The sequence below is a fragment of the Haladaptatus pallidirubidus genome (genome assembly GCF_020700235.1).
In the GTDB taxonomy this organism is placed as follows: Archaea; Halobacteriota; Halobacteria; order Halobacteriales; family Haladaptataceae; genus Haladaptatus; species Haladaptatus pallidirubidus.
Genome location: NZ_CP085305.1, coordinates 142,322 through 168,634, shown reverse-complemented (window position 1 = coordinate 168,634; position 26,313 = coordinate 142,322). Strand labels below are relative to the sequence as shown.

General features: G+C 51.7%; 20 protein-coding genes and 1 pseudogene. 11 read left to right on the top strand and 10 right to left on the bottom strand.

The window, feature by feature from the left end; all coding sequences use genetic code 11:
* Positions 1-24: 24 nt before the first annotated feature.
* The 4 genes from tcuA to LIX15_RS27695 all read left to right on the top strand — a co-directional run bounded on the left by tcuA (position 25) and on the right by LIX15_RS27695 (position 4,792).
* The gene (gene tcuA, locus LIX15_RS27710; RefSeq protein WP_227778452.1) at positions 25-1,434 is read left to right on the top strand and encodes an FAD-dependent tricarballylate dehydrogenase TcuA; all 1,410 of its coding nucleotides are present in this window, start codon (positions 25-27) and stop codon (positions 1,432-1,434) included.
* On the top strand, positions 1,434-2,591 hold the full coding sequence (locus LIX15_RS27705) for a 2-methylaconitate cis-trans isomerase PrpF family protein (RefSeq protein ID WP_227778451.1): 1,158 nt from the start codon (positions 1,434-1,436) through the stop codon (positions 2,589-2,591). Before tcuA ends, LIX15_RS27705 begins: the two co-directional genes overlap by 1 nt.
* A gap of 80 nt (positions 2,592-2,671) precedes the next feature.
* Positions 2,672-3,658, top strand: coding sequence for an aminopeptidase (locus LIX15_RS27700; RefSeq protein WP_227778450.1), 987 nt, complete (start codon positions 2,672-2,674; stop codon positions 3,656-3,658).
* Positions 3,659-4,027: 369 nt separating this feature from the next.
* Positions 4,028-4,792 (top strand): IclR family transcriptional regulator, encoded by a 765-nt coding sequence (locus LIX15_RS27695; protein WP_227778449.1) that lies wholly within the window; start codon positions 4,028-4,030, stop codon positions 4,790-4,792.
* 791 nt (positions 4,793-5,583) lie between these two features.
* Here the strand turns inward: LIX15_RS27695 and LIX15_RS27690 are convergent.
* Complete coding sequence (locus tag LIX15_RS27690) at positions 5,584-6,399, bottom strand: IclR family transcriptional regulator (RefSeq protein ID WP_227778448.1); 816 nt, start codon at positions 6,397-6,399, stop codon at positions 5,584-5,586.
* A gap of 351 nt (positions 6,400-6,750) precedes the next feature.
* On the bottom strand, positions 6,751-8,001 hold the full coding sequence (locus LIX15_RS27685; protein ID WP_227778447.1) for a Zn-dependent hydrolase: 1,251 nt from the start codon (positions 7,999-8,001) through the stop codon (positions 6,751-6,753).
* 191 nt (positions 8,002-8,192) lie between these two features.
* Here LIX15_RS27685 and LIX15_RS27680 point away from each other — a divergent pair, with 191 nt between their 5' ends.
* The gene (locus tag LIX15_RS27680; protein WP_227778446.1) at positions 8,193-9,716 is read left to right on the top strand and encodes a sodium:solute symporter family protein; all 1,524 of its coding nucleotides are present in this window, start codon (positions 8,193-8,195) and stop codon (positions 9,714-9,716) included.
* 204 nt (positions 9,717-9,920) lie between these two features.
* Positions 9,921-10,412, top strand: coding sequence for a M20/M25/M40 family metallo-hydrolase (locus LIX15_RS27675; protein WP_345411335.1), 492 nt, complete (start codon positions 9,921-9,923; stop codon positions 10,410-10,412).
* Between the two features lie 703 nt (positions 10,413-11,115).
* Here LIX15_RS27675 and xacF read toward each other — a convergent pair.
* Positions 11,116-12,564, bottom strand: coding sequence for a 2,5-dioxovalerate dehydrogenase (gene xacF, locus LIX15_RS27670; RefSeq protein ID WP_227778445.1), 1,449 nt, complete (start codon positions 12,562-12,564; stop codon positions 11,116-11,118).
* Positions 12,565-12,872: 308 nt separating this feature from the next.
* Here xacF and LIX15_RS27665 point away from each other — a divergent pair, with 308 nt between their 5' ends.
* The 3 genes from LIX15_RS27665 to LIX15_RS27655 all read left to right on the top strand — a co-directional run bounded on the left by LIX15_RS27665 (position 12,873) and on the right by LIX15_RS27655 (position 15,978).
* On the top strand, positions 12,873-14,105 hold the full coding sequence (locus LIX15_RS27665) for a mandelate racemase/muconate lactonizing enzyme family protein (RefSeq protein ID WP_227778444.1): 1,233 nt from the start codon (positions 12,873-12,875) through the stop codon (positions 14,103-14,105).
* A gap of 81 nt (positions 14,106-14,186) precedes the next feature.
* A complete protein-coding gene (locus tag LIX15_RS27660) occupies positions 14,187-15,068 on the top strand; it encodes a fumarylacetoacetate hydrolase family protein (protein WP_227778443.1) in 882 nt (293 codons plus the stop codon).
* Between the two features lie 139 nt (positions 15,069-15,207).
* Entirely contained in the window at positions 15,208-15,978 is a 771-nt protein-coding gene (locus LIX15_RS27655) for an HpcH/HpaI aldolase family protein (protein ID WP_227778442.1), read from the top strand.
* Positions 15,979-16,250: 272 nt separating this feature from the next.
* Here the strand turns inward: LIX15_RS27655 and LIX15_RS27650 are convergent, their stop codons facing one another.
* Both LIX15_RS27650 and LIX15_RS33040 read right to left on the bottom strand, forming a co-directional pair.
* Positions 16,251-17,108 carry a mandelate racemase/muconate lactonizing enzyme family protein gene (locus LIX15_RS27650; protein WP_265338466.1) on the bottom strand — a complete coding sequence of 286 codons (858 nt, stop codon included), beginning with the start codon at positions 17,106-17,108 and terminating at the stop codon, positions 16,251-16,253.
* Positions 17,103-17,357, bottom strand: a pseudogene (locus tag LIX15_RS33040) (mandelate racemase/muconate lactonizing enzyme family protein); the annotation flags it as partial. The gene LIX15_RS27650 and the pseudogene LIX15_RS33040, both read right to left, overlap by 6 nt.
* A gap of 229 nt (positions 17,358-17,586) precedes the next feature.
* Between LIX15_RS33040 and LIX15_RS27645 the strand changes: the two are divergent.
* Both LIX15_RS27645 and LIX15_RS27640 read left to right on the top strand, forming a co-directional pair.
* Positions 17,587-18,681, top strand: coding sequence for a Gfo/Idh/MocA family protein (locus LIX15_RS27645; RefSeq protein WP_227778441.1), 1,095 nt, complete (start codon positions 17,587-17,589; stop codon positions 18,679-18,681).
* 159 nt (positions 18,682-18,840) lie between these two features.
* Positions 18,841-19,572: a fumarylacetoacetate hydrolase family protein gene (locus tag LIX15_RS27640; RefSeq protein ID WP_227778440.1), complete on the top strand. Its 732-nt coding sequence runs from the start codon at positions 18,841-18,843 to the stop codon at positions 19,570-19,572.
* Between the two features lie 1,188 nt (positions 19,573-20,760).
* Here LIX15_RS27640 and LIX15_RS27635 read toward each other — a convergent pair.
* From LIX15_RS27635 to LIX15_RS27615, 5 genes are all read right to left on the bottom strand, one after another.
* Positions 20,761-22,212, bottom strand: coding sequence for an Nramp family divalent metal transporter (locus LIX15_RS27635; protein ID WP_390185206.1), 1,452 nt, complete (start codon positions 22,210-22,212; stop codon positions 20,761-20,763).
* 196 nt (positions 22,213-22,408) lie between these two features.
* On the bottom strand, positions 22,409-23,632 hold the full coding sequence (locus tag LIX15_RS27630) for an MFS transporter (protein ID WP_227778438.1): 1,224 nt from the start codon (positions 23,630-23,632) through the stop codon (positions 22,409-22,411).
* 99 nt (positions 23,633-23,731) lie between these two features.
* Positions 23,732-24,826 (bottom strand): UxaA family hydrolase, encoded by a 1,095-nt coding sequence (locus LIX15_RS27625; RefSeq protein WP_227778437.1) that lies wholly within the window; start codon positions 24,824-24,826, stop codon positions 23,732-23,734.
* A complete protein-coding gene (locus tag LIX15_RS27620) occupies positions 24,823-25,128 on the bottom strand; it encodes a UxaA family hydrolase (protein ID WP_227778436.1) in 306 nt (101 codons plus the stop codon). Before LIX15_RS27620 ends, LIX15_RS27625 begins: the two co-directional genes overlap by 4 nt.
* The gene (locus tag LIX15_RS27615; RefSeq protein ID WP_227778435.1) at positions 25,125-26,306 is read right to left on the bottom strand and encodes a UxaA family hydrolase; all 1,182 of its coding nucleotides are present in this window, start codon (positions 26,304-26,306) and stop codon (positions 25,125-25,127) included. The genes LIX15_RS27620 and LIX15_RS27615 overlap by 4 nt, the downstream gene beginning before the upstream one ends.
* Between the last annotated feature and the right edge of the window lie 7 nt (positions 26,307-26,313).

The window sequence follows — 26,313 nt, the reverse complement described above, 5'->3', positions numbered from 1 at the left end:
AGGCCACTCGAGAGTAAACGAACGATGAAGACAGTTAGAGATCACGACGTCATAGTCGTGGGTTGCGGAATGGCCGGACTCTCTGCCTCGAACCGTGCATCCCAGCTAGGTTACGACGTTGGGGTTCTTGAGAAGTCACCGAAAGAACACCGGGGCGGTCACACCCGCTTCAGCGAGTCGTTTCGCGTCCCCTCGGCAGACGTGGATTTTGAGAAGTATGGCTACGAGTTCACGATAGACGATTACACCGCAGACGAGTTTTACGACGACATCATGAAGCAGACGGATGGTCGTGCGAATCCAGCCCTCGCGCGCACTCTCGTGGACAACGCAGGCGAGACCGTCGAGTGGCTCACGGAACGCGGTGTCTCGTGGGACATGGAACCCTTGAACGTCGGATACACAGTTGCTCGAACGTTCTTCGACGGCGAGGAACTCGTCGCCGATCTCGTCGATGCTGCGGAGGAAGACGGCACGACCTTCTACTACGAAACGGAGGCCTGTGAGCTGGTCTTCGAGGACGACGGCAAGGTCGCTGGCGTACACGCCCGAACTGGCGATGGCCTAGTCGAGTACTTTGCCGACGCCATAATCGTTGGCGCGGGCGGGTACGAATCCAACCCGGAGAAGCGAACCAAATACTACGGCAGCGACTACGACGCGATGAAGGTCCGTGGAAGCCGGTATAACACGGGAGAGGCCATCGAGATGGTCGCTGATGCCGGCGGCAACACGGTCGGCCAGTGGGGTGGTGCACACATGGCCCTTATCGACAGCGAGTCGCCCGACGTCGAAGGCGGCGCAAACCGCGTAGATGGGTATCAGTATGGCGTCCTGATCAACAACGAGGGCAAACGGTTCTTCGACGAGGGCGAGGACGCCCGGGCCCACACCTACGCGAAACTTGGCCGCATCATATTCGAGCAACCGGGACATACCGCTTACATTGTGGTAGACGAGCCGTTGAAAGATCTCATGCGTGCCACTGGCCCTGGCGACCGAGTGAAAGCGGACAGCGTCGAGAAACTCCTTGACACACTTGGCTGTGAGAATCCCGAACGGGGCGCCGAAACCATCGAGACGTTTAACGAAGCATGCGATCCAGACGAGTTCGACCCTGATAGCCTTGATGGAAATGACACGGAGGGTCTGAACCTCGAGAAATCCAACTGGGCACTGCCGATCGACGAACCGCCGTACTACGGCTACAGCGTGACCGGCGGTATCACGTTCGGTTTCGGCGGCATTGAGACCGATACCGACGGCCGCGCGATCGACACAGTCGGACGTGCTATCCCAGGGCTGTACGTCGCGGGGAACACGACCGGTGGACTGTTCTTCGAGAACTATCCAGGCGGAACCGGCCTCCAGAATGCCGCCGTCTACGGCAAGCTCGCGGCCGAACACGCAGACGGGTACTTGAAAGGAGAATGATGGATCAGCAAACTCTTCGCTGTGCGATCGTCCGTGGTGGAACAAGCAAAGGCGTCTTCATCCCCCGATTGGAGGTTCCCGAAGAGGACACCGATGCGGCGATCCTCTCGCTGTTCGGCAGTCCCGACGACCGCCAAATTGACGGCCTGGGTGGTGCGACCTCAACGACGTCCAAGCTCATGATCATTGGTCCTCCCGACCAAGAGCCAGTCCCTAAGGATGTCGAGGTCAAAGCGATCCCCGACGACGTGGACGTCACGTACACATTTGGTCAGGTTGCAGTTGACGAAGCGGTCATTGATTACGGCGGCAACTGTGGCAACCTTACTTGTGCGATTGGTTCGTTTGCGGTTGACGAGGGCATGGTTGACGTTCCAGATGGAGCTGAAACGGCGGAACTCCGCCTCTACAACATCAATACAGATTCGGTGGTTGACCAACACGTCCCGCTCCATGAGGGAAAATCAGCAACAAAGGGTGATTTCAAGGTTCACGGTGTCCCTGGAACTGGTGCTCGTATCGACACCACCTTCCGTGATCCAGCAGGTTCCGTCACGGACGAACTCTACCCGCTCGGCGGCCCGACCATCGAGATGGACATTGAGGGGGAATCCTTGGAAATGACCATCCTGGACGTCACGACGCCGATTGCCTTTGTGCGTGCGGCCGATGTCGGCCTGACCGCGACCGAAGGTCGGGAGGAGATCGACAGTAACCCGGAACTTCTCGAACGACTCGAACGAATTCGCGGAACGGTCTGTGCGGAACTCGAACTCGTCGACGACCCAAATCGTGCGTCCGTAGAATCGCCGGGGTATCCGAAGCTCGTATTCGTGGCATCGCCGACCGATTACACGACGCCGGAAGGGGGCGACGTTGCAGCGGACGAGGTAAACCTCGTCGCCAGATACATGAGCATGCAAAAGCTCCATCCCGTCTACGCGGTCACTGGGGTCTCGTGCACCGCGGCAGCGGCGCTCCTGCCAGGAACCATCCCGCACGAGGTCGCCGAACTAAACGGCGAAACGGTGACGCTCGGCCACCCGAAAGGAACGATGTCCGCGACGGTCGAGGTCAATAAGGAGCACGTCGATGCGGTGACCGTCTATCGGACGCAACGTCGCTTGATGGACGGAACCGGCTACTACACACAATAGTCGATTCGTTCGAACCACTAGATCATTATATCAGAATTAATTACTAAATTATATAGTAGCGGAGCGATCATTGTGAAGTGATGGCACAGGATTTAGTCGACCTAGAGATGGCCAGTGCCTCACAGGCCATTGTCAAGAAGTGTATGAGCGTAGAGCCAGGAGAGGAAGTACTAGTGATCACGGATCCGAAAACTTTCGGCGTCGGGCGGAGCATTGCGACGGCCGCGAACGGCCTCGGTGCGGACGTAGTGACGTCAGTCATGCCACTCCTTGACAGTCACGGTAACGAACCGCTCGACGTTGTTGCCGAGGGAATGGCGACAGCGGATGTCGCGTTCACCTGCACAACTCACGCGATTACCCATACACGAGCCCGTCTTCGAGCTGCTCGCGAGGGAACGCGTATCGGAGTTCTCCGCGGAGTCACGGAGGAGATGATGATCGAGGGTGCAATGTCCGTCGACTTCGAGGAACTCCGCCGCCGCACGGAGGCTCTCGCTGAGATCATCACTCAGGCCGATCGGGCACACGTCACTTCCAAGCAAGGAACGGACATCGACTTTAGCATCGAAGATTGCCAATCGTTTTCGCTCGACGGCTACTTCCACGAAGAGTACGGATTCGCGACCCTCCCCCCTGGAGAGGCGCCGACCCATCCTAAAGAGGGAACTGCAAATGGGACTATCGTGGTCGACGTGTCAATGGACAATCTCGGACAGGTTGATGAGCCTATTGAACTCACCTTAGAAGACGGATTCGTCACCGACGTCACGGGCGGCACGCAGGCCGAGGATCTCGAAGAAACGTTCGAACAGCACGGTCAGAATGCACGGAATCTCGCGGAGTTCGCCATCGGAACTAACCCCGAAGCGAAGCTGATTGGAAATCTCGCAGAGGACAAAAAACGCGAGGGAACGGTTCACTTTGCCGTCGGTGATAACGAGTCCTTAGGTGGAACGACGAAGAGCGACATCCACCTCGATGGAGTTCTCCGAAGACCGACGGTCGAACTCGACGATACGGTCATTGTAGAAAATGGTGAGCTGCGTCGTAAACTTCTCGAGTAAATTCCGACCCGGTTTTTGTTTCTAATAAGTATCTAACTCTATTAGCCGCCGGTCAGTCCTATCTAGTGCGATACCAAAAATCCCGTATAATAGGATGTTTGTCATTCCGGGGTGAAACTACGAATAAACACCTGGTTGTCAATAAATATCGCGATTTTATCCTAAAATATCCCGATATACATTCATTTCCATTTCAAACACTATTACAATATCGATTAAAGGAGTATTCACTTCCGAATCCATAGATACGACGGTAGTAGGAGCGATCGACGGATGCTCATCGTCTGCATCCGTGTGAATTGGATGAAAACCGTCGATCATTATCCCATAATACGGGATTTTATATAGGATTAATACATCTCATTGACCATGAGTCGTATAACGAACAAATCAACTGTTTCGACGCTCAATACCGCACTGGCTATTATACACACACTTCAAGAGAAGAAAAGTGCGAGCATTGAGGAACTCGCAACCGAACTCGACCTCGCACAGAGTACGGTACACCGTCACCTCTTCACCCTCCGAAAGCAAGGATACATCGTGAAGAACGATGACTACCAACTCGGTATGCGGTTTCTCACGCTCGGCGGTCATGTCCAGTCAAACAATCCGAGTTACAATCTCGCCGTGGAAAAAGTGGATCAAGTTGCAAGGAAGACTGAAGAACGCGTTCAGTTTATCGTCGAGGAACACGGACGTCGATACTATCTCTACACGCAGACCGGCAAGAACGCCGTTCAAACAGATGCGACCATTGGGAAGTACGGATATCTACATGCCAGCGCGGCGGGAAAGGCAATTTTAGCTGCATTTCCAGACGATCGCGTAAACGAGATACTTGACGAACACGGTATGCCGGCATCAACTGTCAACACCATCACTGACAGGGACGAGTTGTTCACCGAACTCGAGGAAGTGCGTGAAACGGGGGTTGCATTCAACGAAGAAGAATCTACCATTGGGCTGCGCGCGGTTGGAACGGGAGTATGTGGAACAAATGGCCTTCCAGTCGGCGCTTTGAGCATTTCTGGTCCGGCACATCGATTTAAAGGGGAGAAGTTCCATAAGAAACTCCCAAACCTCATCCTCGGTACCGCAAATGAACTCGAGCTCAAACTACAGTTTGAGTGAGCGGCGCTATATTATTCTGCAAAGAACGAAAACAAGCGAAGCGTCGAATGAGTTTTCGGTTGTCGAATTATGATTTCTGAATCAAACAGCGCGAGATCGGACGGTTGAATTACGTACTAAGAACTTCGTAGTTTCTCGATGTTTCAATATTAGCATCCCCTTCGATGAAATTCATCATACATAGTTTCAGTTGATTATTTTAACTCCCGGAGTTTGAATCATAATCGGTCAATAATTCTATCGTGTTCTGAGCGTGTGCTCATCTTATTATCAATCAATTCGACTAAACGGATTCAAATTTAATTACATTAGCAGTCATGTAACGACCTCTTATTACAGTTCTAGATATGTAATGGGTATTGAGTCATAGTTGACAATTTGGATCACAAGCAGAAAAATAAGACAGGAAGACGGAAAGTTAGAAACCAAGTCAAATTTAACTGCTAGATCGGCAATTGCTCGTCGGCTGATCAACGATCGACTCCAGCCGGATTGCACCAATGGTCGAATACTTCCGTGAGTACTCATGCCATCTCGTGGCTGTGCTATTGAAAGAGGATGTCGCGATTCTCAACGATTCCTGTGAGCGCGTGGCTGAAATTTGACTGTTTCTCCACCGACACCGTCGTTTCCAATATTCAGATCGAGGCACCTGACGAATTATGCGTCCAGCTGCCGTTAGCCGAGAGAATAAAACCCATCAAAGTACCGACCGAAGGTGCGCGCCACACAGAATATCCCAGCCGTGTAGATACAACGAAATACATTACAATTCTAGTCTTGTAATGATTCTATAATGGCCCAGTATCCGAGGAGCGTTCGACCATGTTTAGGTTCACTTCGATGACGTTCGCTGTACGCATAACCAATTCTGGAACGTGCTCGTGGAACTGATCACCGCTTAGTCGCGTTTTCGGTGCTGAAACGCTCAACGCACCGAGAACAGATCCGTTCCGGTCGTGAATTGGAGCACCAACGGCACGGAGACCTTCAACTTCCTCACCGTCATTGACAGCGTAACCTTGTTCCCGGATCTCTCTGAGTGATTCAAACAACGTTTCACGATCAGTGACCGTCGAATCAGTCATCTCCGGAAGTCCGTATCGGTCAATAATCCACTCTACTCTCTCTTCCTGAAGGAATGCAAGAATAGCTTTTCCCGTTGCCATCGGATGAAGATAGTTCGCACGCTGCTTTTTCGCAATCTGATAATCGTTCCCGACGGCATGTTCACCGCGAATCTTACAGAGGTTGATTCCGAGTCCGTGTTGCTCCGTCGTCAAATGTGTGTATTCACCCGTCTCGTCCGCTAATTTCTCTATCTCCGGCTTGCCGATGCGGAAAAGTGGACTCTGGTTTCGAACGTGTTCTCCTAGAAGGAGGAATTGAAGGCTAAGTCGATAATCGCTGCCATCCTTCACGACGTATTTTCGCTCCTTCAGCGTGTGGAGGTGTTTGTACACTGCACTCTTAGAAAGATCAAGATGATCGGCTAACTCCGTCACACCTGTACCGCCAAGTGTCTCGAGTGCGTCGATTACATCGAGGGTTGTGGTGACGGTTTGAAGGCTTTGTGTTGACCGCGTATCCTTGGGTTCATTTGTCATATTCACACACAATACACGCTAGAAACATAGTCGTTTCCATATTGTGGAATTCGATGATTTTGAGATGAGTAGTATTGAGCAGTCTACGGTACGAATGGATATATTCGAAATCGCCGTGGTACCAATATTGTAGCAGATATTGGCATAGAACGCTGATAGACTAAGTATGATTTATTTCCCAAACGTGGAACCACCGAAGCGGCTGGAAATGGGGTGTTTCGAACCGATCGACGCAGATAGAAGGGAAAATCCGTGTTGTAAACGTTTCCGAGGTAGATAGTTCTGGAGGAACAATCACAATGTGATACCGAGGATTCAATCGCAAAAAGGTATTACCTGTAACTGGTGGAGCTATTCGTTCGAGAGGCTGAAAAGCGAGCTAGCGAGTACGCTGGTACACTTGGCACAATCTTCCCAATCGGTCCATTCGAGTGGATTATGAGAGATACCGTTCTCTGACGGTGCGAACAGTAGCCCGACATCGGTCAACGGCTCTAACCGCATCGTGTCGTGAGCTGCTCCGGAATGAAGATCGGTGGCGGAAATTCCGGCATCCATTGCCGCCTCGTGAACCGCCCGGCGACACCGTTCGCTCATCTTCCTGGGCTTCCGATGTCGAGGCAAAGAAAACGACGTTTCGACGCCGCGTTCGGTCTCTACCCGCTTCAAACTTGCACGAACCTGGTCAACGAGTTCCGTCATTGACTCGCGAGAGACGTCCCGGATGTCCACAGTAAAATCGACTCGTCCGGGGACAACGTTCGGTGCATTCGGCGAAACATCGAGCGAACCCACAGTCGCTACGGCCGTCGGTGCGTCGTTCTCGGAAAGTTGAATCGCCGCCGACTCGATGTCATGAACGACGGTGTTCGCCGCGGCGAGTGCGTCAGTTCGCTCGGTCATCAACGTTGTACCCGCGTGATTCGCTTCGCCAACGATGCTGACGGTACATCGTGCAATTCCCGTTATTGTTGTTACAACTCCGACCGATAGGCCCTCGGATTCGAGCCGTGTATCCTGCTCGATGTGAAGTTCCAGCCACGAATCCCACTCTTCCGGACGGATTCGTCCTCCACCGAGGAATCCGATCGAATCGAGCGCGGTTTCGAGCGTCGTCCCGTGTTCGTCGGTGAGCGCGTGTGCATCATCGATGGAGAGTGATTCCGTCGCGACGGCTGACCCTAATGCACCGACGCCAAATCGTTGACCTTCTTCTTCCGTGAAACAGACAATTTCAATTGGACGGCGGGCGGGGAGGTTTGCGTCCTGTATCGCACGAACCGCTTCGAGACCGGCATAGACGCCGAGTGGGCCATCGAAGATACCACCCTCGGGAACGGAATCGAGGTGACTCCCAGTCACGACGGGTTTTGAATCAGGATTTGCGGTTTCTGGAACCCATTGTCCGATTATATTTCCGACTGCGTCGAATCGAACATCCATTTCCGCCTCACGAAGACGACTCACAAAATACTCACGAGCGCGTTTGTCCGCATCGGTTCCCGTCAGCACCGTGCGTGCGTGTCCGTCATCGACATCAACCAAACCGAACTGTGCGTTCCTCTCCAGGTCGTACTGGAGGCGTTCCGCATCAATCTGCATAGTCCAAGGGACAAAGGGTGTGTATTTGTGTCTTTCCCATACTGACCAAAACTACAATATTCGAGAATAGTTCAGCCGGTGGGAAATAATGATTCTAATTATATATATGGTTGTTATTCTAGGACGAATAACTCATTATCGATGAGAAAGAAAAATATAAATAGTGAGGGTGAGGCCGTTTTTCTATAGGCATGCTACGGTCATACATAGCAGGTATTGTCGTTGCGTACATCATCGGGATGTTGGGCATCGGCGTGTACTTCCACAAAAAAGGGATGAAAGACCTCGAAGATTTCTTCCTCGCGGGGAAAGGCGCACCATGGTACCTCGTCGCGCTGTCGTTCTTTGCGACAGCAATCGGTGCAGGAGGAACCATCGGTCTATCGGCATCGACGTATGATGGACAGAGTATTACTGCGTTCTGGAGCTTTGGTATATCTCTCGCGAGCTTTTTCGTCGTCGCGGTGCTCCTCGGACACAAACTCCCGAAGACGACGAATATTACGATACCAGCGATGCTGGAGGATCGCTACGACGGGAAGACGCGGTTCATTGCTTTACCGTTTTACATCCTCCGATTCGTCAGTACGCTCGGGGCACAATGGTTGGCGGCAGGAACTATCATCAGCTTCCTTCTCGGCGATATCATCACCATTCAGCAGGCGGCGATTCTCGGTGCACTCGTCATCACCGCCTATACCATCCTCGGTGGGATGGCCGCCGTTATGTGGACAGACTTCGTCCAGGGAATCATTCTCTTCGTCGGGCTTTGGATGTTGGCGATACTCGGCATCTTCGAATTCGGTGGCGTTCCCGCGATGACCTCCGAAGTAACCCAGCGCGCACCACAGGCATTCGACCTATTTGCGATGAAATGGACACTCATCGCAGGATATGTTGTGACGCTTGTTCCGAGCATGCTTGTCCGGCAGGGATACCTCCAACGAGTGATGTCGGCACGTAGCCCCCGTGATGGCTTCATTGGAACGACTCTCAACGGCATTATCGGGTTCGCTTACATTCCGGTTCCACTGATTGTCGGTGCGATGGGTATCGTGATGTACCCCTCGATTGCCGACTCTCAACTCTTAATGCCGACGATGGCTGTCGATATCCTGCCGACGTGGCTCGCCGGAGTTCTCCTCGCGGCACTCGCGGCTGCGGTCATGAGCAGCGGCGACAGCTTTCTGCTCTCGGGTGCATCGAATTTCGTCGAGGACATCTACATTCGGTATATGAACCCGGACGCTGACAGCGAAAAGCAACAACAAGCGTCACGGGTGGCCGTCCTCGGACTGATGATACTCTCATTGGCGCTTGCACTTGTAGTCCCCGGAATCATCGACCTCATCGTCTTCGGTGCAGTTGCACTGACCGGTGGTGTTCTCGTACCGTGGCTCGCAGCATTTTACTGGCCGCGCGGGACGTCCGACGCCGCATTTTGGAGTATCGCCTTCGGTGCTGGCCTCACGGTTGCGTGGTGGTGGGCAGGATGGTTTTCAGACACCGCCGAGTTCATGGGACTGCACCCAATCTTCGTCGGACTCCCGGTTTCGATCCTCCTGTTCTTCGGGATTTCGCTCGTGCAAGAGCCCGAGTATGACAAAGTGCTGGCGGCCGCGGATAAACACAATCTCGATAGTCTCAAACAGAAGACCCAACAGGCCGTGAACGAACAACCGTCGAACGATGATGCCGTGGTGAACTTAGACTGATGGCCGGTTTCAACGAAAACATCTGCTCACGGAAACGATAATAGTAGAATACGACGATTCAGTGTGGAACGGCCTCGCTTGTAGAGATTCGGCGAGACTTGCACGCACATCCGGAAGCCGGATGGAAAGAGTTCCGAACCACCGCACTCGCCGCAACAGAGCTCGATCGACTGGATTTCACACTCAACCTGGGAGGCGTTGGCAGTGGACAAAGGACTCGGCGTTCCGGATGAGCATGAACTCGCCACAGTGCGTGCCCGTGCTCGCGATGAAGGTGTCCCCGAGGAAATGTTGGGAGAAATGGGCGACGTCACCGGCCTCGTCGCAGGGCGAATTTACGGCGATGGTACTGAACCAGTGGTTGGCGTTCGCGTCGAATCGGGCGCGCTTGAACAGATGGAAGCTCGCGACGAGTCGCATATTCCGATGCGTGATGGGTTCGTCAGCCGCCATTCGGAGGAGATGCACGCCTGCGGGCACGATGAACACACGGCCGTTGGAATCGGCCGTGAACGCGAATTAGATGAGTCCGTTTTCAACGGGACGCTAAAGCTGTTCTTCCAACCTGCGGAGGAAGGCGGTCGTGGCACAATTCCCATGAGTAAGAGCGGCGTGGATGATCTCGACGCCACACTACGGCTCGGTCTCGATAACCGAACCGGGAGTCATTGCAGGATACGATCGTCCCCGGTGTAATTGCAAGCTTCTCGTTCGATTTACTGGGCAATCCGCACACGCCGAAAATGCACCACAGGAAGGTTCAAACGCACTACGAGCGGCGACGAAAAAGTTCGTGCTGCGGTTCATGGAGTCATCCCCCAAATCATAGATAATATATTAGAAATAGCTAACCAGATAAGCGTTCTCTAATAAGGAACGAATAATGCAAATATACATTAAATACCAAGTGAAGATATTTGTGCCAACACCACTCTAATGTCCCGGAATCGGCTAGGAGGGACATCTACAATACATTACCTGGTAGATGATTTGGTCAAACAATGTTCTGTATCATACTATCGTCTCCCGCACTCACGATACCAATGAACCACTCGATAGGTTGCCGGATTTATCCCCTCTACATGAGTGTTGTGACTATTCATACCTGAAATTTGCAGTAATATCGATCTAAGACGACAGCTGAAATCATAGCGCGGAGACTGAGCTCCGCTAGCTAAATCGATTATCGAACGGGAAAATCGAAATTATTCGCAATTCCATTCTGTAATGCAGAACGTATGAGTTGAGTTTGAAACGCCATCAGTGAACCCTTTCCAGTTTGAAATCCGTCGACGAACATTTGCTATCAAATCAGACAGTGTGGAAAGAGAAGAAACGGGTACTACCGCTACAAGAAAGCAACAGTCCCAAACATCATGTCAGAACTGATTAATTTCAGTCAGTAACTGTCGTACACAGTTTTTTGGATCGTGTAGAAGTCCAGTCCTGCATCACCTTGTTCGCGCCACGTCTCGCTGGAGGAACGCTTAAACCCGCCAAATGGGACGTGAAGCTCCAGACCAGTTGTCTTGTCGTTGACCTTCACGACACCAGCCTCCACCTCGTCGATAAAGCGATTGGCTTCCGTGTGGTCGTCGGTGACAATGCTCGCTGAAAGTCCGTAAGGTACGTCGTTTGCCACTGTAACTGCTTCGTCGAAGTCACTCACCTTGATGACCGCGATGACTGGACCGAAGACCTCCTCCTGTGCGATGCGCATATCGGAGTCCACATCGGTGAATACAGTCGGTTCAACAAAGTATCCCGACTCGACTTCTGAACCTTCGGGGACGCTGCCACCTGCTGCGAGCGTGGCTCCCTCGCGCTCAGCGATCTCGATATACTCAAGCGTCGAATCGAGTTCGTCAGCGCTGACTTGTGGACCCATTTCGTGATCTGAACCAGGACCGATGTCGGTAGATTCAGCCCGGTCGACGAGTTCGGCGACAAATTCATTATAAATATCCTCATGAACGATCGCACGGGAACAAGCCGTACACGATTGACCGGTTGTTCCGAACCCACCGTTTGCGATGATATTGGCTGCCTCTGCCGCATTAGCCGAATTCGAGACTACTGTCGGGTTCTTCCCACCAAGTTCTGTCTGAACACGCTTTCCGGCGTCAGTCGCCTGTTCGTATACCATCTGACCAACCTCGCTACTGCCGGTGAACGAAACTGCGTCTACCGCATCGTGTCGGATGAATTCACCGCCCACGGTGCTTCCTGACCCCGTAACGACGTTCAGAACTCCGTCTGGGAGTCCGGCTTCATCAAGCGCTCGGGCGATTTCGATAGCAACACCGGGTGCAGCCGACGCCGGTTTGAGAACGACCGCATTACCAGCGGCAAGTGCCGGTGCAAGTTTCCACGCTGGAATGGCTATCGGATAATTCCACGGCGTGATGAGGGAGGTGACGCCGACTGGTTCTTCGATGGTGTAAAGATTCTGGTTGGTGGCACTTGAACCTTTGACAGTTCCGCCGAGGTCAGCAGCCTTTCCGGAAAAATAATGGAAGATATCGATCGCACGCTGCACCTCGCCGTTTGCTTCGCCATATGCCTTGCCCTCTTCGGCAACGAGGAGATCGGTCAGCTCTTCTTTACGCTCGGTAAGCAGGGTTCCAGTTTCACGGAGGATTCGACCACGCTCCGGGCCGGGCGTCGCTGCCCAGCCGTCTGCTGCGGCAGCAGCGGCTTCGACGGCAGCGGTTGCGTCCTCCGCATTGGAACTCTGGTAGCTTGCGACGACTTCGCTTGGATTCGCGGGGTTTTCGACTTCGATGACGTCGCCGGTCTCCGATTCGACCCACTCACCATTCACGTAGTTTTGGTTTATTTCCGACATCGTGTGTTTGTTCTCAGTTTACCCATACGACTCTTACGGTACATCGAAAAATTGACAGCACTGAACCAGGCGTGAACCGCTCCAGGGTCAGACATCAAGGCACGTCGCTTCGTAACTCCGTAGAGATTGTGCTTTCATTTTTGGGTCGATCCTGTCCTCGGAGGTACTGCACAATCACGTTATGAGACGGCAATCCCAAATACGAATTCGTCAAAATCGGTGAAGCAACAAGCACAGAATCGTTTTGTGTTGTCTGAACCATGAAATCCGTAACGTTTACTACATCCCATCTGAATCTTGTTGATGCAATGGTTGATTATGCGAAGATTCGCGATCCGAACGCGGAGTATACGATGCGCGATCTCTCGGCCGAAACGATGGGAGTCTCCAATCGCCGTGGTGGCATTCGCGACGCGGAAATCACCGACGTTCAGACGACGATGGTTGACGGAAACTATCCGTGGATTCTCGTACGTGTGTACACTGATGCCGGCGTCATAGGAACTGGTGAAGCATACTGGGGTGGTGGTGACACGGCAATTATCGAACGGATGAAACCCTTTATACTTGGTGAAAATCCACTTGATATTGACCGACTATATGAACATCTCGTCCAGAAGATGTCCGGCGAGGGCTCCATCTCTGGGAAAACAATTTCTGCAATTTCTGGCATAGAAATCGCGCTTCATGACGTTGCTGGAAAACTCCTTGAAATTCCGGCGTATCAGCTTGTCGGTGGAAAATACCGTGACGAAGTTCGCATCTACTGTGACTGTCATGCCGGCGATGAATCTGAACCCGAATCCAATGCGGCCGAGGCCGAGCGCGTTGTCTCTGAACTTGGTTACGACGCGATTAAGTTCGATCTCGACGTTCCATCGGGACACGAAAAGGATCGTGCGAACCGCCATCTCCGAGGTCCCGAAATCGATCACAAGGTCGAAATCGTCAAACGGGTCTGTGAGACAGTCGGTGACCGCGCAGATGTGGCGTTCGATTGTCATTGGTCGTTCACTGGTGGCAGTGCAAAGCGCCTCGCCGCCGCGATTGAAGATTATGACGTTTGGTGGCTCGAAGACCCAGTGCCGCCAGAGAATCACGACGTCCAGGAAGAGATCACCAAATCGACGACGACACCTGTTGGCGTCGGCGAAAACGTGTATCGGAAGTATGGCCAACGGACGTTGCTCGAACCACAAGCAGTTGACATCATCGCACCAGACCTGCCTCGTGTAGGTGGTATGCGAGAAACACGAAAGATTGCTGACCTCGCGGATCTTTACTACATTCCGGTTGCGATGCACAACGTTTCCTCGCCGATTGGGACGATGGCTTCTGCCCACGTCGCAGCTGCAATACCGAACAGTCTGGCCGTTGAATATCACTCCTACCAACTCGGTTGGTGGGAGGACCTCGTTGAAGAGAACGATCTTATCGAAGAGGGTCGGATGGAAATCCCCGAAAAACCTGGTCTCGGCCTCACGCTTGACCTTGATGCCGTCGAAGAACACATGGTCGAAGGAGAGACACTCTTTGACTAATTAATAATTGTATACGGCATTATATTTTACCAATCTTTGATGGCGATACATTTTTAACGGTATCAACTCACTATTTATGTAATGCGCTATTACCGACTCCCAGGTGGAGAGCGTTCAGCTACGGATATCCTCATTGTCGAAGATGAGGACGGAACCGCATACGACTTGACTTTTGCATCACCCGACTTAGCCTCGTTCAAAGCACTCGCACGAGTGGCAAACGCAACCAACGAGGCGATAGATGATGTTGCACGCAAACGCCTAGATGACGCTGACCAGGTTGATCTTGATACAGTTGATGGGAAACCTCTTCAACCAGTCATCGCCGACGAAGTTTGGGCAGCCGGTGTTACGTATCAAATCAGTGAAGAAGCGCGCGAAGCAGAGAGTGGAAAGCCCGAAGTGTACATCGATGTTTATGATAATGAACGCCCTGAGCTATTCTTGAAGGCGACACCGTCGCGAACGGTCGGTCCGTCGGAAGATGTCGGTGTACGTGGTGATTCGGACTGGGACGTTCCAGAACCGGAACTTGGCGTCGTCCTACATCGAGGCGAAACCGTCGGCTACACTATCGGCAACGATGTTTCCAGCAGGGATATTGAAGGCGAAAACCCATTGTATCTTCCGCAGGCGAAGGTGTACGACCGCTGTTGTTCGATCGGTCCCTGTATCGCTACGGCGGAGACCATCGAGGATCCACATGATCTCGAAATGTCGTTGACGATCGAGCGTGATGGAGAAATCATGTATGAGGAATCGACCTCAACGAGTGAGATGGCGACCACGTGTGATGAACTCGTATCCTATCTGGATCGACACAACGCCCTTCCTGAAACGCTCGTCTTACTCACCGGGACGGCACTCGTGCCGCCCGAGTCATTCACCCTCACTGAAGGCGACCAAGTTACGATCGATATCGACAACATTGGAAGTCTCGTGAACGGTACCGTTACGGTATAAACGGACAGCACGCTCGTAATCAGTAGTGAACCGCCTCGAGGAAAATCTCCAAGACATTCGATCTACCCCTATGTCGTTTTTCTCGAAAATCAGGCGTCCGCACACAATATTTATTACATAAGGATGGGCATCTGTTAATATGTCTGCAAACTCGTTTCGAGACAGACTGCTTGATGGCGAAACGTCCGTCGGTACGTTTCAGTTACTAGACTCAGCCATGGTTTCAGAGATGATCGGCGTTGCGGGAATGGATTTCGTAATCTATGATCAAGAACACGGTCCGTTAACTGCTGAAACAACGCTCAAGCTGACAGCTTCGGCACAGAACAAAGATCTCGCGCCAATCGTTCGCGTTCGTGAGAACCGGGAAGCTGAAATCCAACGTGCCCTCGACTTAGGTGCGGCGGGCGTGCAGGTTCCACAGATCGAGACGCGATCAGACGCCGAAGCGGCAGTCGAAGCGGCCCGTTTTGACCCACTCGGAAGTCGGGGACTCTCGCAGTACGTTCGTGCCGGTGAGTATACCGGAAGCGAGAGCTACACGCAAGAGCAAAACGAAGAGCGACTTCTGGTAATTCAGGTTGAAGGAAAGCGTGGAGTCGAAAACATCGACGAGATTCTTGAAGTCGAAGGTATCGACGTTGTGTTTCTGGGACCATATGACCTTTCACAGTCTCTCGGAATCCCCGGAGAGGTAACCCACGAACGTGTTGAAAAACTCATGCAGCGCGTTTGTGAGAGTGGTGTCGAAACGGATACCATTGTAGGTGCGTTCGCAGACAATGCCGAAATCGCGAATAAATGGATCAATGCTGGCGTCCAGTATCTCACAGTCGGTGTAGAGGCCGCTCATTTCACCAAATATCTCGAAAATCTCGTCGAGGATATTGATATCCCTTCAACTGGATGAGCGACCAACGATTGCCGACTCAACAGCTTAGGATATAACCCGGTTGCACCCTCCGATTGTCAATTAATTGCTTTGATGGCTGGTGGTCGTTAGGGTCTACTCGTCGCTCAGGTACAGATCCACGCCAGAGAGCATATGACCGGCGGGATAATACCTTTCTTGTTCGCGTTAAGAGGATATTACTCATATACTAATATATAGACTGCTGCAAACAATCTGTTATTTAATAGTTAACTGTTCTATTTCAATAGATCTGAATTGGTGAAAGTCGCTCAGTCGACTAATGAACGGGTTTCCCAATCTTTCTCGAAAAGGTTGATCGTGTGTACCTCGTCTTTAACACTAGAGTATGAATGTTCCACGACGACGTCTTTGTCGAGTTCAACCCCAAGACCGGGACGCTGTGGGATTTCAATATGACCGTCTTCGACGACGATTGGATCCACTAGCAGGTCGTTGACCCACTCTACATCATACATTTGTAAAATATCTTGAATCATAAAGTTAGGCACTGCAGCGTCCACATGTGCGGAAATCGCCGTCGCGACAGGGCCCTGTGGATTGTGTGGAGCAAAGCTCACGTGTTCTGCCTCGGCTTGTGCGGCAAATTTCTTTGCTTCAGTTATCCCACCAGTATTCATAATAACCGGTTGAATAATATCGACATCTGTATTCGCAAGAAGATCGCGGAACTCGTACTTGGACACCAATCGCTCACCGGTTGCGATAGGAATCGGAGATTTGTTCGCGACTTTTCCGAGACTGTTGATGGAGTCTGGCGGGCAAGGCTCCTCAAACCAAGTTGGATGGTACTCAGAGAGCGCGTTCGCGACTTCAAGGGCTTGTCCAGCAGTAAATCGACCATGTCCCTCAATGAGGAGATCCACGTCAGGACCGACGGCTTCCCGCACTGCACGGACAATATCAACCGAATGATTGAATTTTTCGCGATCCATCCGTTGCCACGATTTTCCGAACGGATCGAATTTCATCGCGTCGTATCCATCGTCAACGACTTGCTCTGCTGCTTTCTGCCACGTCGCTGGATCGTCGGTCGTTTCCGTATACCATCCGTTGGCATATGCTCGAATCGTGTCGCCATGGACGTTCCCTCCGATGAGTTCGTACACCGGTCGGTCCTGCGTCTTGCCTTTGATATCCCAACACGCCATATCAACGGCTGAGATAACAGTCGTATTAACGACGTTCTTCGAAAACCATTCATCGCGGTACATCTCCAGCCACAAACGCTCAGTTGCGAATGGATCCTCCCCGATGAAGAAGTCGCTCATCTCCTCGATGGCGGCAGCAACAGTCTCTGGTTTACTATGCGTTTTCGCCTCGGCAAGTCCCTGAATTCCCTTATTGGTGTCTAACTGAACGAAAACCCAAGGTTACCATGGATTCGCTACGATATACGTCTCTACGCCGGCAATACGCAAGTCCGACATAGTTATCTATTTCTCAAAGGATGTAATAATACTTCTTGTTAAGTCAGATAGTGTCTCAAAATTAGATGATGATGATGGCGGCATTTATTCTGACTTAAGATATATATCTAAACCGAACCACCGAATTACTCAAGTGCATAGGATTACGTCTAATCATATGGTCTTTAGAGCAGGAATTATCGGAACCGGCGGAATCGCTGGGATGGGAATCCTTGGAATGCACGAGGAAGCAGATATTGGTCGGAAGAAATTCAAAGCCAGTCACGCAGGAGGCTATGAGGAAACGGAGGGAATCAAGCTCGTCGCTATCGCGGATGTAGACGACTCAAAACTCAAGCGGTTCGGCGAAGCGTGGGACATTCCTGAGAAGCATCGCTATAAGGGACACGAAGCGATGCTTGAGTCGGAAAACTTGGACGTCATCTCTGTTTGTACTCCATCGTATCTCCACCGAGAACACGTAGTATCAGCCGCACGTTCATCGTCCGATCCCTCTGTCATCTGGTGTGAGAAGCCGATCGCAGCGAGTGTTGCTGAAGCTGAAGAGATGAGTAGTATCTGTACGAACACAGATACCAAATTAGTTGTCAACCACTCATTTCGATTCACTGAAAAGGTACAACAGCTTCGGCGTGCGATTACTGACGGCATCATCGGGGAACCAAAATCGATTTCTGCTAATTTTCGACGGGAGTTGATGCGTAACTCGACACATCTACTTGATCTTCTGATATATCTACTTGACGCTAAAGCCACGCAGGTTAGCGGTTATATCAACGAAGAGAATGACGCTGTCGATGCACTTGGAGGAACCCAAGAAGTAACTGACTCCGGCGGTGGTGGTCACGTTCTCCTCGACGATGGTACGTTTGCTACCATTGACTGTACCGTAGCCCGCGATATTTCTTCCATGTGTCTCCAATTTATTGGAACAGAGGGGAAACTGTATCTGAACAATGATGATGGTGAGTGGCGATACTGGGCGCTTGAAGATGGTGTTCACATCGAGGAACAGGTTCCAGGTGTTTCCGGGGCGTGGTCATGGGATGTGGATTATGAACGAGCATTTCCGAATGCCGCTAACCACATCGTCGACCTGTTGGACGGTGATGCAGAAAACCGCTCTCCAGGTATCGAAGCGACTCGGTCGCTGGAAATCATCATTAGCTTCTATATCTCCCATTACACCGGTAGTCACGTTGACTTGCCACTCGAAACGCCACTCAAAAATGTTTGTATAACCTCGTGGTAACAACCAAATGTATCGCGTTCTCTTTTTGACCGCAGGGGTTTAAAAAGTAATTTGACAATCGACATCGATCCTACTCTAAAAGACGGGGCTTTCTCCTCGAATCTCTATATCTCTGCCGCAACGGTAACTGTTTTTAGTGCTGCTCAGAATTCTGAGTACATGTCACACGTAAGATTTCGTGACGCAGCAGGCTATATTCGTGACGGTCTTTGGACAGACAATAGCATCACCTTTGCCGCCGATACTTACGACCCTACCGAGGTAGATATCCTCCCACCAACGGAACCAACCAAGGTCGTCTGTGTCGGACTCAATTATGCAGACCACGCGGAAGAATCAGGGATGGAAATTCCGAATCGCCCATTGCTATTTTTGAAACCACCGAATTCAGTAGCTGGGCACGGTGATACGGTTACGCTCCCTGCAGGGAAAGAGCAAGTCGAATATGAGGCCGAACTCGGCGTTGTTATTGGGCGACAATGTCGAAACGTCGCTGCAGCGGACGCCGAAGCAGTCATCAAGGGGTATACGTGTGTCAACGATATCTCAAACCGTGACGACCAGATGATCGAACAGAACTGGATTCGAGGAAAAGCGTTTGATGGGTCAGCTCCTATCGGACCAGTTGTTGCCCCACCAGAGGCGGTACCAGACGATGCAACTGTTGAACTTCGGTTAAATGGAGAGGTTAAACAACGATCGTCTCGCTCGGAGTTCATTTTCTCTGTTCCAGAAATTATCGAGGAAATCACCGCTTACCTCACGCTCGAACCAGGAGATGTTATAATCACTGGCACGCCCGCGGGTGTTGGTCCACTCTCCGATGGAGACCAAGTCGAAGTTGAGATAGAGGGTATCGGAACCCTCAAACACGATGTCACCACGGATTAGAAATCCCGACATCGGATTTTTTAGGTCCATACGACCGAGTCGACCAATAAAATCGACCTACACGGTGAATTTATTGCGTATACCGACGACAATTCCTATGATCAAACCCTCTAACGTCGCCGATTACCGGTGTCACACTGGAGAGAATCCGCTCTGGCAGCCAATCGAAGAATACCTATACTGGGCCGACATCCCGAATGGGATTTTACCATTCGAGAACGCTGACACAATCGAAACGTGAGAAAAATGGGGTGGCACAAACTGTCGTAGAGAAAATCGAGGCCGAACGAAATTCACGACTCAACGACGTTATTGCCGACCCACAAGGAAGGTGTTCTGTGGGACACTGCCCTCGATGACCGCCTCGGTTGTCTGTACCGTTTCGATGTAAATAGAACATTATTAGAATCACAGAGGGTATTGACATTCCGAATGGGAAGGGATTCATGCCGTATCAAGATAATTGATATTCTGCTTAAATTAATGTCGGCATAATTTATCGTTCCGACTACGAAGCAGCGACCGGAGAATTCACCAATCGGACGGTATTCATCGACACAGCTGTTGTGAAGGCAGGTCGCAGCCCATTTATTGACCACCCTTCGAAGGTATTCGTTCAAAAATTTCGCTCGTTCGATCAAAACACTAATTTGGTGCTCGGTGTGTGTATGTGTGTATGTCACACGCGAAATCGAACGGACGCAACTCTGAATTGCTCTGGGGATCGCTCGCTATTGGCGCGTTTTCAATCACTATCTTGGTATATCTTCGGGTGGGATTCGCCGAGAGTTTCCTGCCACTACTCATTGGGATCTTCTCATTGCGACGCTCTATGGCACAGCGCATGAGAGATGGGCAGGAGAATCAACAGCCAAGAGATCGATTGGTCGAGAAATACGGCATACCAAAAGATGGAGCTGTCACACAGAAAGAGCGGATAGATATCCTCACTGATATCCACTCTTCATTCAGAAAAAAACGAGCGCTCTGGGGCGTACTTGGAATCGTTTCGGTAATTCTCGCGTACGTGTTCATTTCGATTACGGCGCTCGTGACACTTACCAGTATGATCGTCGGAGTATACTGTTTCTACAGTTTCTACCAAGCGCACAAGACACTCCGGTATCTCGACCGAGTTATTTCCGAGTTGTCTACATAGCTGTCGACAAATAAACGTACGCAGGTCGTTTAGAACGACACGAGGCCGAGATATTCGATGATGGAAATAAACCCAGCACCGGTCAGGAACACCCCAGCAATGACGAGTCCGACGGTGAATTTCCAACCACTACGAAGTTCTTCAGGAAGTGCTGTTCGTTCGGTCCAAAGCATCGCCCAACACCATAGTCCGCATCCAAACACACCGCCCAGTATGGATGCCGGAGTAACGATCGCGACAGCTGATAGATCTGACCACATCAAAACCAGTCCAATCCCACCAGCATATGCCATAGTTAGCAAGCGCGCCGTTCCCATCCGATTGCGTTCCAAATTTCGTGCAATTTTCGAGAAGGGCTTGAACGTTTCCAACCACGTCCAGGTGTATCCTTCCCACGTCGCGTAGAGCGTTCCGAAAATCGCAAAGAACACACCGATCTTCCAAAGGATCGTTAGCCCTGGATGGATAGCAGCGAACCACTGTGCTTGAAACGTGTAAAGATCGAGATCTGAAGGGATGAGCTGCGCCTCATGGAGGCTCTGAGCGCCTAATACCATCGCGGCCGAGGTAAAGAAGGTGATTGCCGCAAACGAAATCAGCACGTCGATCTGCGGAGCTTTCAACCACGATTTTGCACGTTGAAGATTCCCCTCGCTTACGTCAAGCGGAATCTCCTTTCCAGGTGCAAGCTCGCGAACGAGGTTAGAAACGTTTTCGGAATCAGAGCGTCGAAGTATGCCCCAGCGACGTTTTTTCGAATAACCGACGTAGCCGATGTAGTCGTATATACCACCGCCGACTGCACCCATATAAGTAACAACTTCGATCCAGACGGATCGGCTTGCTACAGTCGGATATTTATCATAGACAAACGGTGCGTAATCAGAAGGCATGGACGGAACCAACCCACCGAGTACACCGAACAGCGATGGCTGAGCAGCAATCGCAAGCACGGCAATGGTCGCCGAGAGGAAGGCGACAATGACGATCTGTGCGCGCTCGACATATTCGTAACCACCCACGAAGACCAGTCCGGCGGTCGCGACCATCAATATGGTTCCGATCGACGCGAACATAGTATCGTTCATTGGGAGTCCGAAAATCCACGCCGTGATTTGCCCGAGCATTTTCGCCAATCCACCGACCCATGACGGGAAGGCAACGATTGCAATCCCACCCATCAAGAGCGTGAACCATCCTCGGGGCCCTGGTAGCTTCGCCCAGCGGGACATCACATGCTCGCCGGTAAGAGTGTAATATCGTACTCCAGAATACGTCATGATTCCCTTTACGAGTCCTGCCCAGACCAGTGCCCAGATGATTGATAAACCGAATATAGCACCTCCGCGCGGGGCGAACAACGTTTCACCTGAGCCGAGTGTGACGGATGCAACGATCGCACCCGGACCAAAGTATGCGAGTAATTTCTTCCAGTCTCGAGAACCCGACTGGAGTTCAGCCGGTGGTTCTGGAAACGAAATTCCATCTTGACTCGGTGAGACGGTTTCTTCAACCGTACTGTGCTCTGTTTGTGGTGGTTCTTGCTCTACCTTAGCGCACATATTCTAGCCTCTACAACCTTGTTAGGTAAACCCATACATGATTAATAAACATTTCTATTCCGAAGGTGAAACTAATATTTTTGTTTCTATATTTTTAACCAGTATATTATATCATTTACATTCCAGTGTCAACACGTCGGAGTCGCTCTGAGACGATAGCTGCGACGACGGCAAGCACTGCCAGAACGACGAAGAGCCACGAAAAGCTTGCCTTTGTGAGGATGTATCCAGCGATAGTCGCACCCAACGCTCCAACGCCAAAGACACCAACGTACGTATATCCATAACTCAATCCGCGTGTGTCGGAAGATGAATAGTCCGCGACGGTAGCCTGCATGAGCGGCTGCTCACCGAAGAGAAACACGCCAAGAAGAATACTCAGAAGGATAAGATTCCACACACTTGGTTGCGTGATAGCTGCAAACATGGTCGATATACCGGCCAACCCAAGAAAAACGAAAACGAGTCCACGGACAGGACTGACTCGATCGACAAGCCATCCGCCAACGTACTGGCCAAAGACGCCGACGAGCAGTAATCCGCTATATAAGTACTGAGATGATCCACGAAACAAGTCCGTTGTGATCGCCGTCTCCGATGTGACTGCCGTATCGAAGACGTCAGGGAGAAAGGTCAGGACACCTCGATAAAACAACCCTTCTAAAACGACCAATAGGAATATTACGGCGAACCCACGAGCGAAGAGCCGTTTCGATGAGGCACCGAACTCGGTAATCGAGAAGCTCTCTTGTGAATCCACAGCCACACCCCCATCGCTATCACGCGAAGACTTCTCTATAGGAACAAGAAGTGTAAATATACCCACTAATACAGCCGGAATGACAAGAAGTGAAGCGACGTATCGCCATGACAATTCCAAGAGTAAAACTGAAACGGCGAGTGGGCCAACAGCAGTTCCCAAGTTACCCGCCACACCATGAAACGCGAAACCACGGCCACGTTCCGAAACGGTGCGACTAATCAGCGAGAGCCCAGTTGGATGATAAATACTCGCCGCCCCACCCCAGATAATTAGACCGGCAGTGAGAGCAAAAATGTTCGGTGCGAGACTTACAACGACGAAGCCAACACCCATTCCCAAAACACTGATAGCTATGAGTTTGCGGGTATCATACCTATCGGCGAGAATACCGCTCGGAAGTGCTCCGATGCCAAACAGCACGTAACCGACAGTGACCACGAATCCTATCACTGCCGTATCAACGGCGAATGTCATCATCCAGATCGGAATGAGGAGTGGAATTGTGAGTTCGTATGTATGCACTAAGCCGTGTGCAAACGATGCAACAGCGACGGTTCGTCGGTCGTTGCTGTTCATCGTGAATACCGTCTCCTGATGGCAACACGGATGTGATGAATCGAGCAGCGACCAGAAGTCGTGATCGATGGCTTGATATGCATAAATATCATAAATAGATCACATCGAGGGACCGACCCGAGTAATCGCAAATTCCGTCAAACCATGCTTGCCTGCCGCACAGGGACGTCCGTCCCCGACGTTTCGAATCCGCGCCAGTAGGTCGTTTTTCGTATCAGTTGTTGCGTCGATATCGATGTCCTCGGCAAGTGCCGTAACTGTCGACTCTTCTCCGGAGACCTTGATAACGGGGGCTATCGGATGTCCGGCCGGAATACCGTCCGCTGTGAGGTGGATGAGGATGTTCGCGCCGGCGGCGACCAGTCCGGTTGCTGCCTCTTCGAAACGTGATGGTGCATTGACAATCCCAACACCGGTATCATGGGATGCAGCAGATCCGTACTCTAAAATTTCTTTGATATCGCTCGATCCCCATTCACGAGTTATCTCGTCGAAATCGCCCGCGGTGGCACGCATCCCGACGTGCGTCGCCCGTGGTGGCTTTTCTCGATGGCGGGAAAGCAACGCATCAAGGAGAGAATGAGCTTTTGGGACAGTTCGAGTGCGTGCGGTTTCCGGATGCGCGACGAGAGGCTCGATTCCTGCGACGACAACCCGAACATCCATCCCGACTAATTTATCGACTACGTCACCGACGAGGGGTGCTGCGACCTCGTGAGTACTCTCACGAAGGTCGCTCGAAATCACGCCGATCGTCAGTTCTCCGAATGAGACTGATTTCTCGCGTACGTCTGCCTGCATCCATAGCTCTCGAGCCAGTTTGATACCCCGCTCGACACACGCTTCAGTGCCTCCGATATCCTGAATCGAAACTTCGCGGATGGGAATCCCTCGTCTGGAAAGAGAGGCGGCGACCTCGGTACTCTGCACCTCTTCACAGCCGAGCCCGACCACGACGACACCTGCGACATTCGGATTGGTCCCGATACCAACAAGCGTCCGTGATGTTTGCTCGTTGTCTGCACCAAGCTGTGCGCAACCGTGGTCGTGGGGGGTCGCACGAGCGTACGGAAGTTGTGCTGCAATTCGGTCGGCAACGTGATGAGAACAGATAACCGTTGGAACGATGAGAACGTGGTTGCGTATCCCAATATCTCCGTTTGGACGTTCGTATCCTTGGATAGACTCTTTCATTGTTCTGCCTCCTGTCGGTCACCCCGACCACGAGTACTTTCACAGTTATGTGTATGTACCCAAGCACCCGAAGGAACGTTTGTCGTTGCACGGCCGATAACGGCTCCGTATTTGTAAATCTCCTTTCCGCACTCTACCGAGTCGAGTGCAAATTTGTGTCCAAACGGGATCTGGTCGGTGAGCACCACTTCCCGACTGTCAAACTCGAGCACCCGACCGGCGTCGAGGTCTTCAAGTGCGGTCGCAACGGAGTCCCGACGATCCATGAGAAGGGCAGTACCCTCAATCACATCTCCTTTCATATCGCGCCCTCCAATTCTTTTGGTTGAATCTCGTTAATTGCGAATTCCTGAAGCTGTCGTCGTTCCGCGTCCGTTTGTTGTCCGTTTGCGACAGCTCTGATGGTCTTGTATACTCGTTCACCGACTGCGTCGATCCCTTCTCCTTGAATAATTGTCGAGGCGTCCACGTCCATGTTATCCTGCATTTTCTTCCACGTACCTGGATTACCCGTGACTTTGATGACCGGTGCAATCGGATTGCCTGTTGTTGACCCTCGACCGGTTGTAAACACAACAATCTGCGCTCCACCAGCAACTTTTGCGACGACGCTCTCAACATCGTACCCGGGTGTATCCATAAGAATGAGACCGCTGCCTGTTGGTAATCTTTCTCCATAGTCGACAATGCCTCGTATTGGGGTTGTTCCACCCTTAGCAATTGCTCCGAGGCTCTTTTCTTCGATTGTCGTCAGCCCGCCTTCCTGATTGCCGGGGGTAGGTTGTGCCCCCCGTAGGTCAACACCCATCAATTTCGCTTGTCTCTCACGCGCTTCGACGCGTTCTAGAAGACGTTCACGAGTCTCTTCGTCAGCACAACGCTCGGCGAGAATATGTTCTGCTCCGATGAACTCCGGCGTCTCGCTAAAACAAACCGTTCCCCCCGCGGAGATGAGCCGGTCTACGGCGTTTCCTACCGCGGGATTGGCCGCTATTCCGCTTGTTGCGTCACTACCGCCACATTCTACGCCGTAGATTAGCTCAGACATGTCCGCATCCTCTCTTCGTGCCTCCGAAATACTCTCATACAGGCTCTCGATAAGATCTTGGCCGGCACTGAGCGCTCCCTTTATCCCTCCACAGTCACGAATCGAGAGCGTTTCAACTGGCTTGCCACTTGTCGCAATCTGATCGGCGAGCGATTCGGCGTCGATATCTTCGGTACCGAGCTCGAGTACTACGGCAGCACCGACGTTAGGATTTCGACCGACACCGGCCAAGACGCGCTCGGTTTGCTTGTGTGCTGGTTCGGGTTGCGTTGTCCCCATTTGATGGGGTGTGGCACGTACCCACGCTTCAGATTCGGCCGCAATATGGCGGGCAACGGGACTGGCCGCTACAGATGTTGGAATAATGGCGACGTAATTACGGACGCCGACCTGGCCGTCGTCTCGGCGATACCCGCGAAATGTTGTACACATACGACTT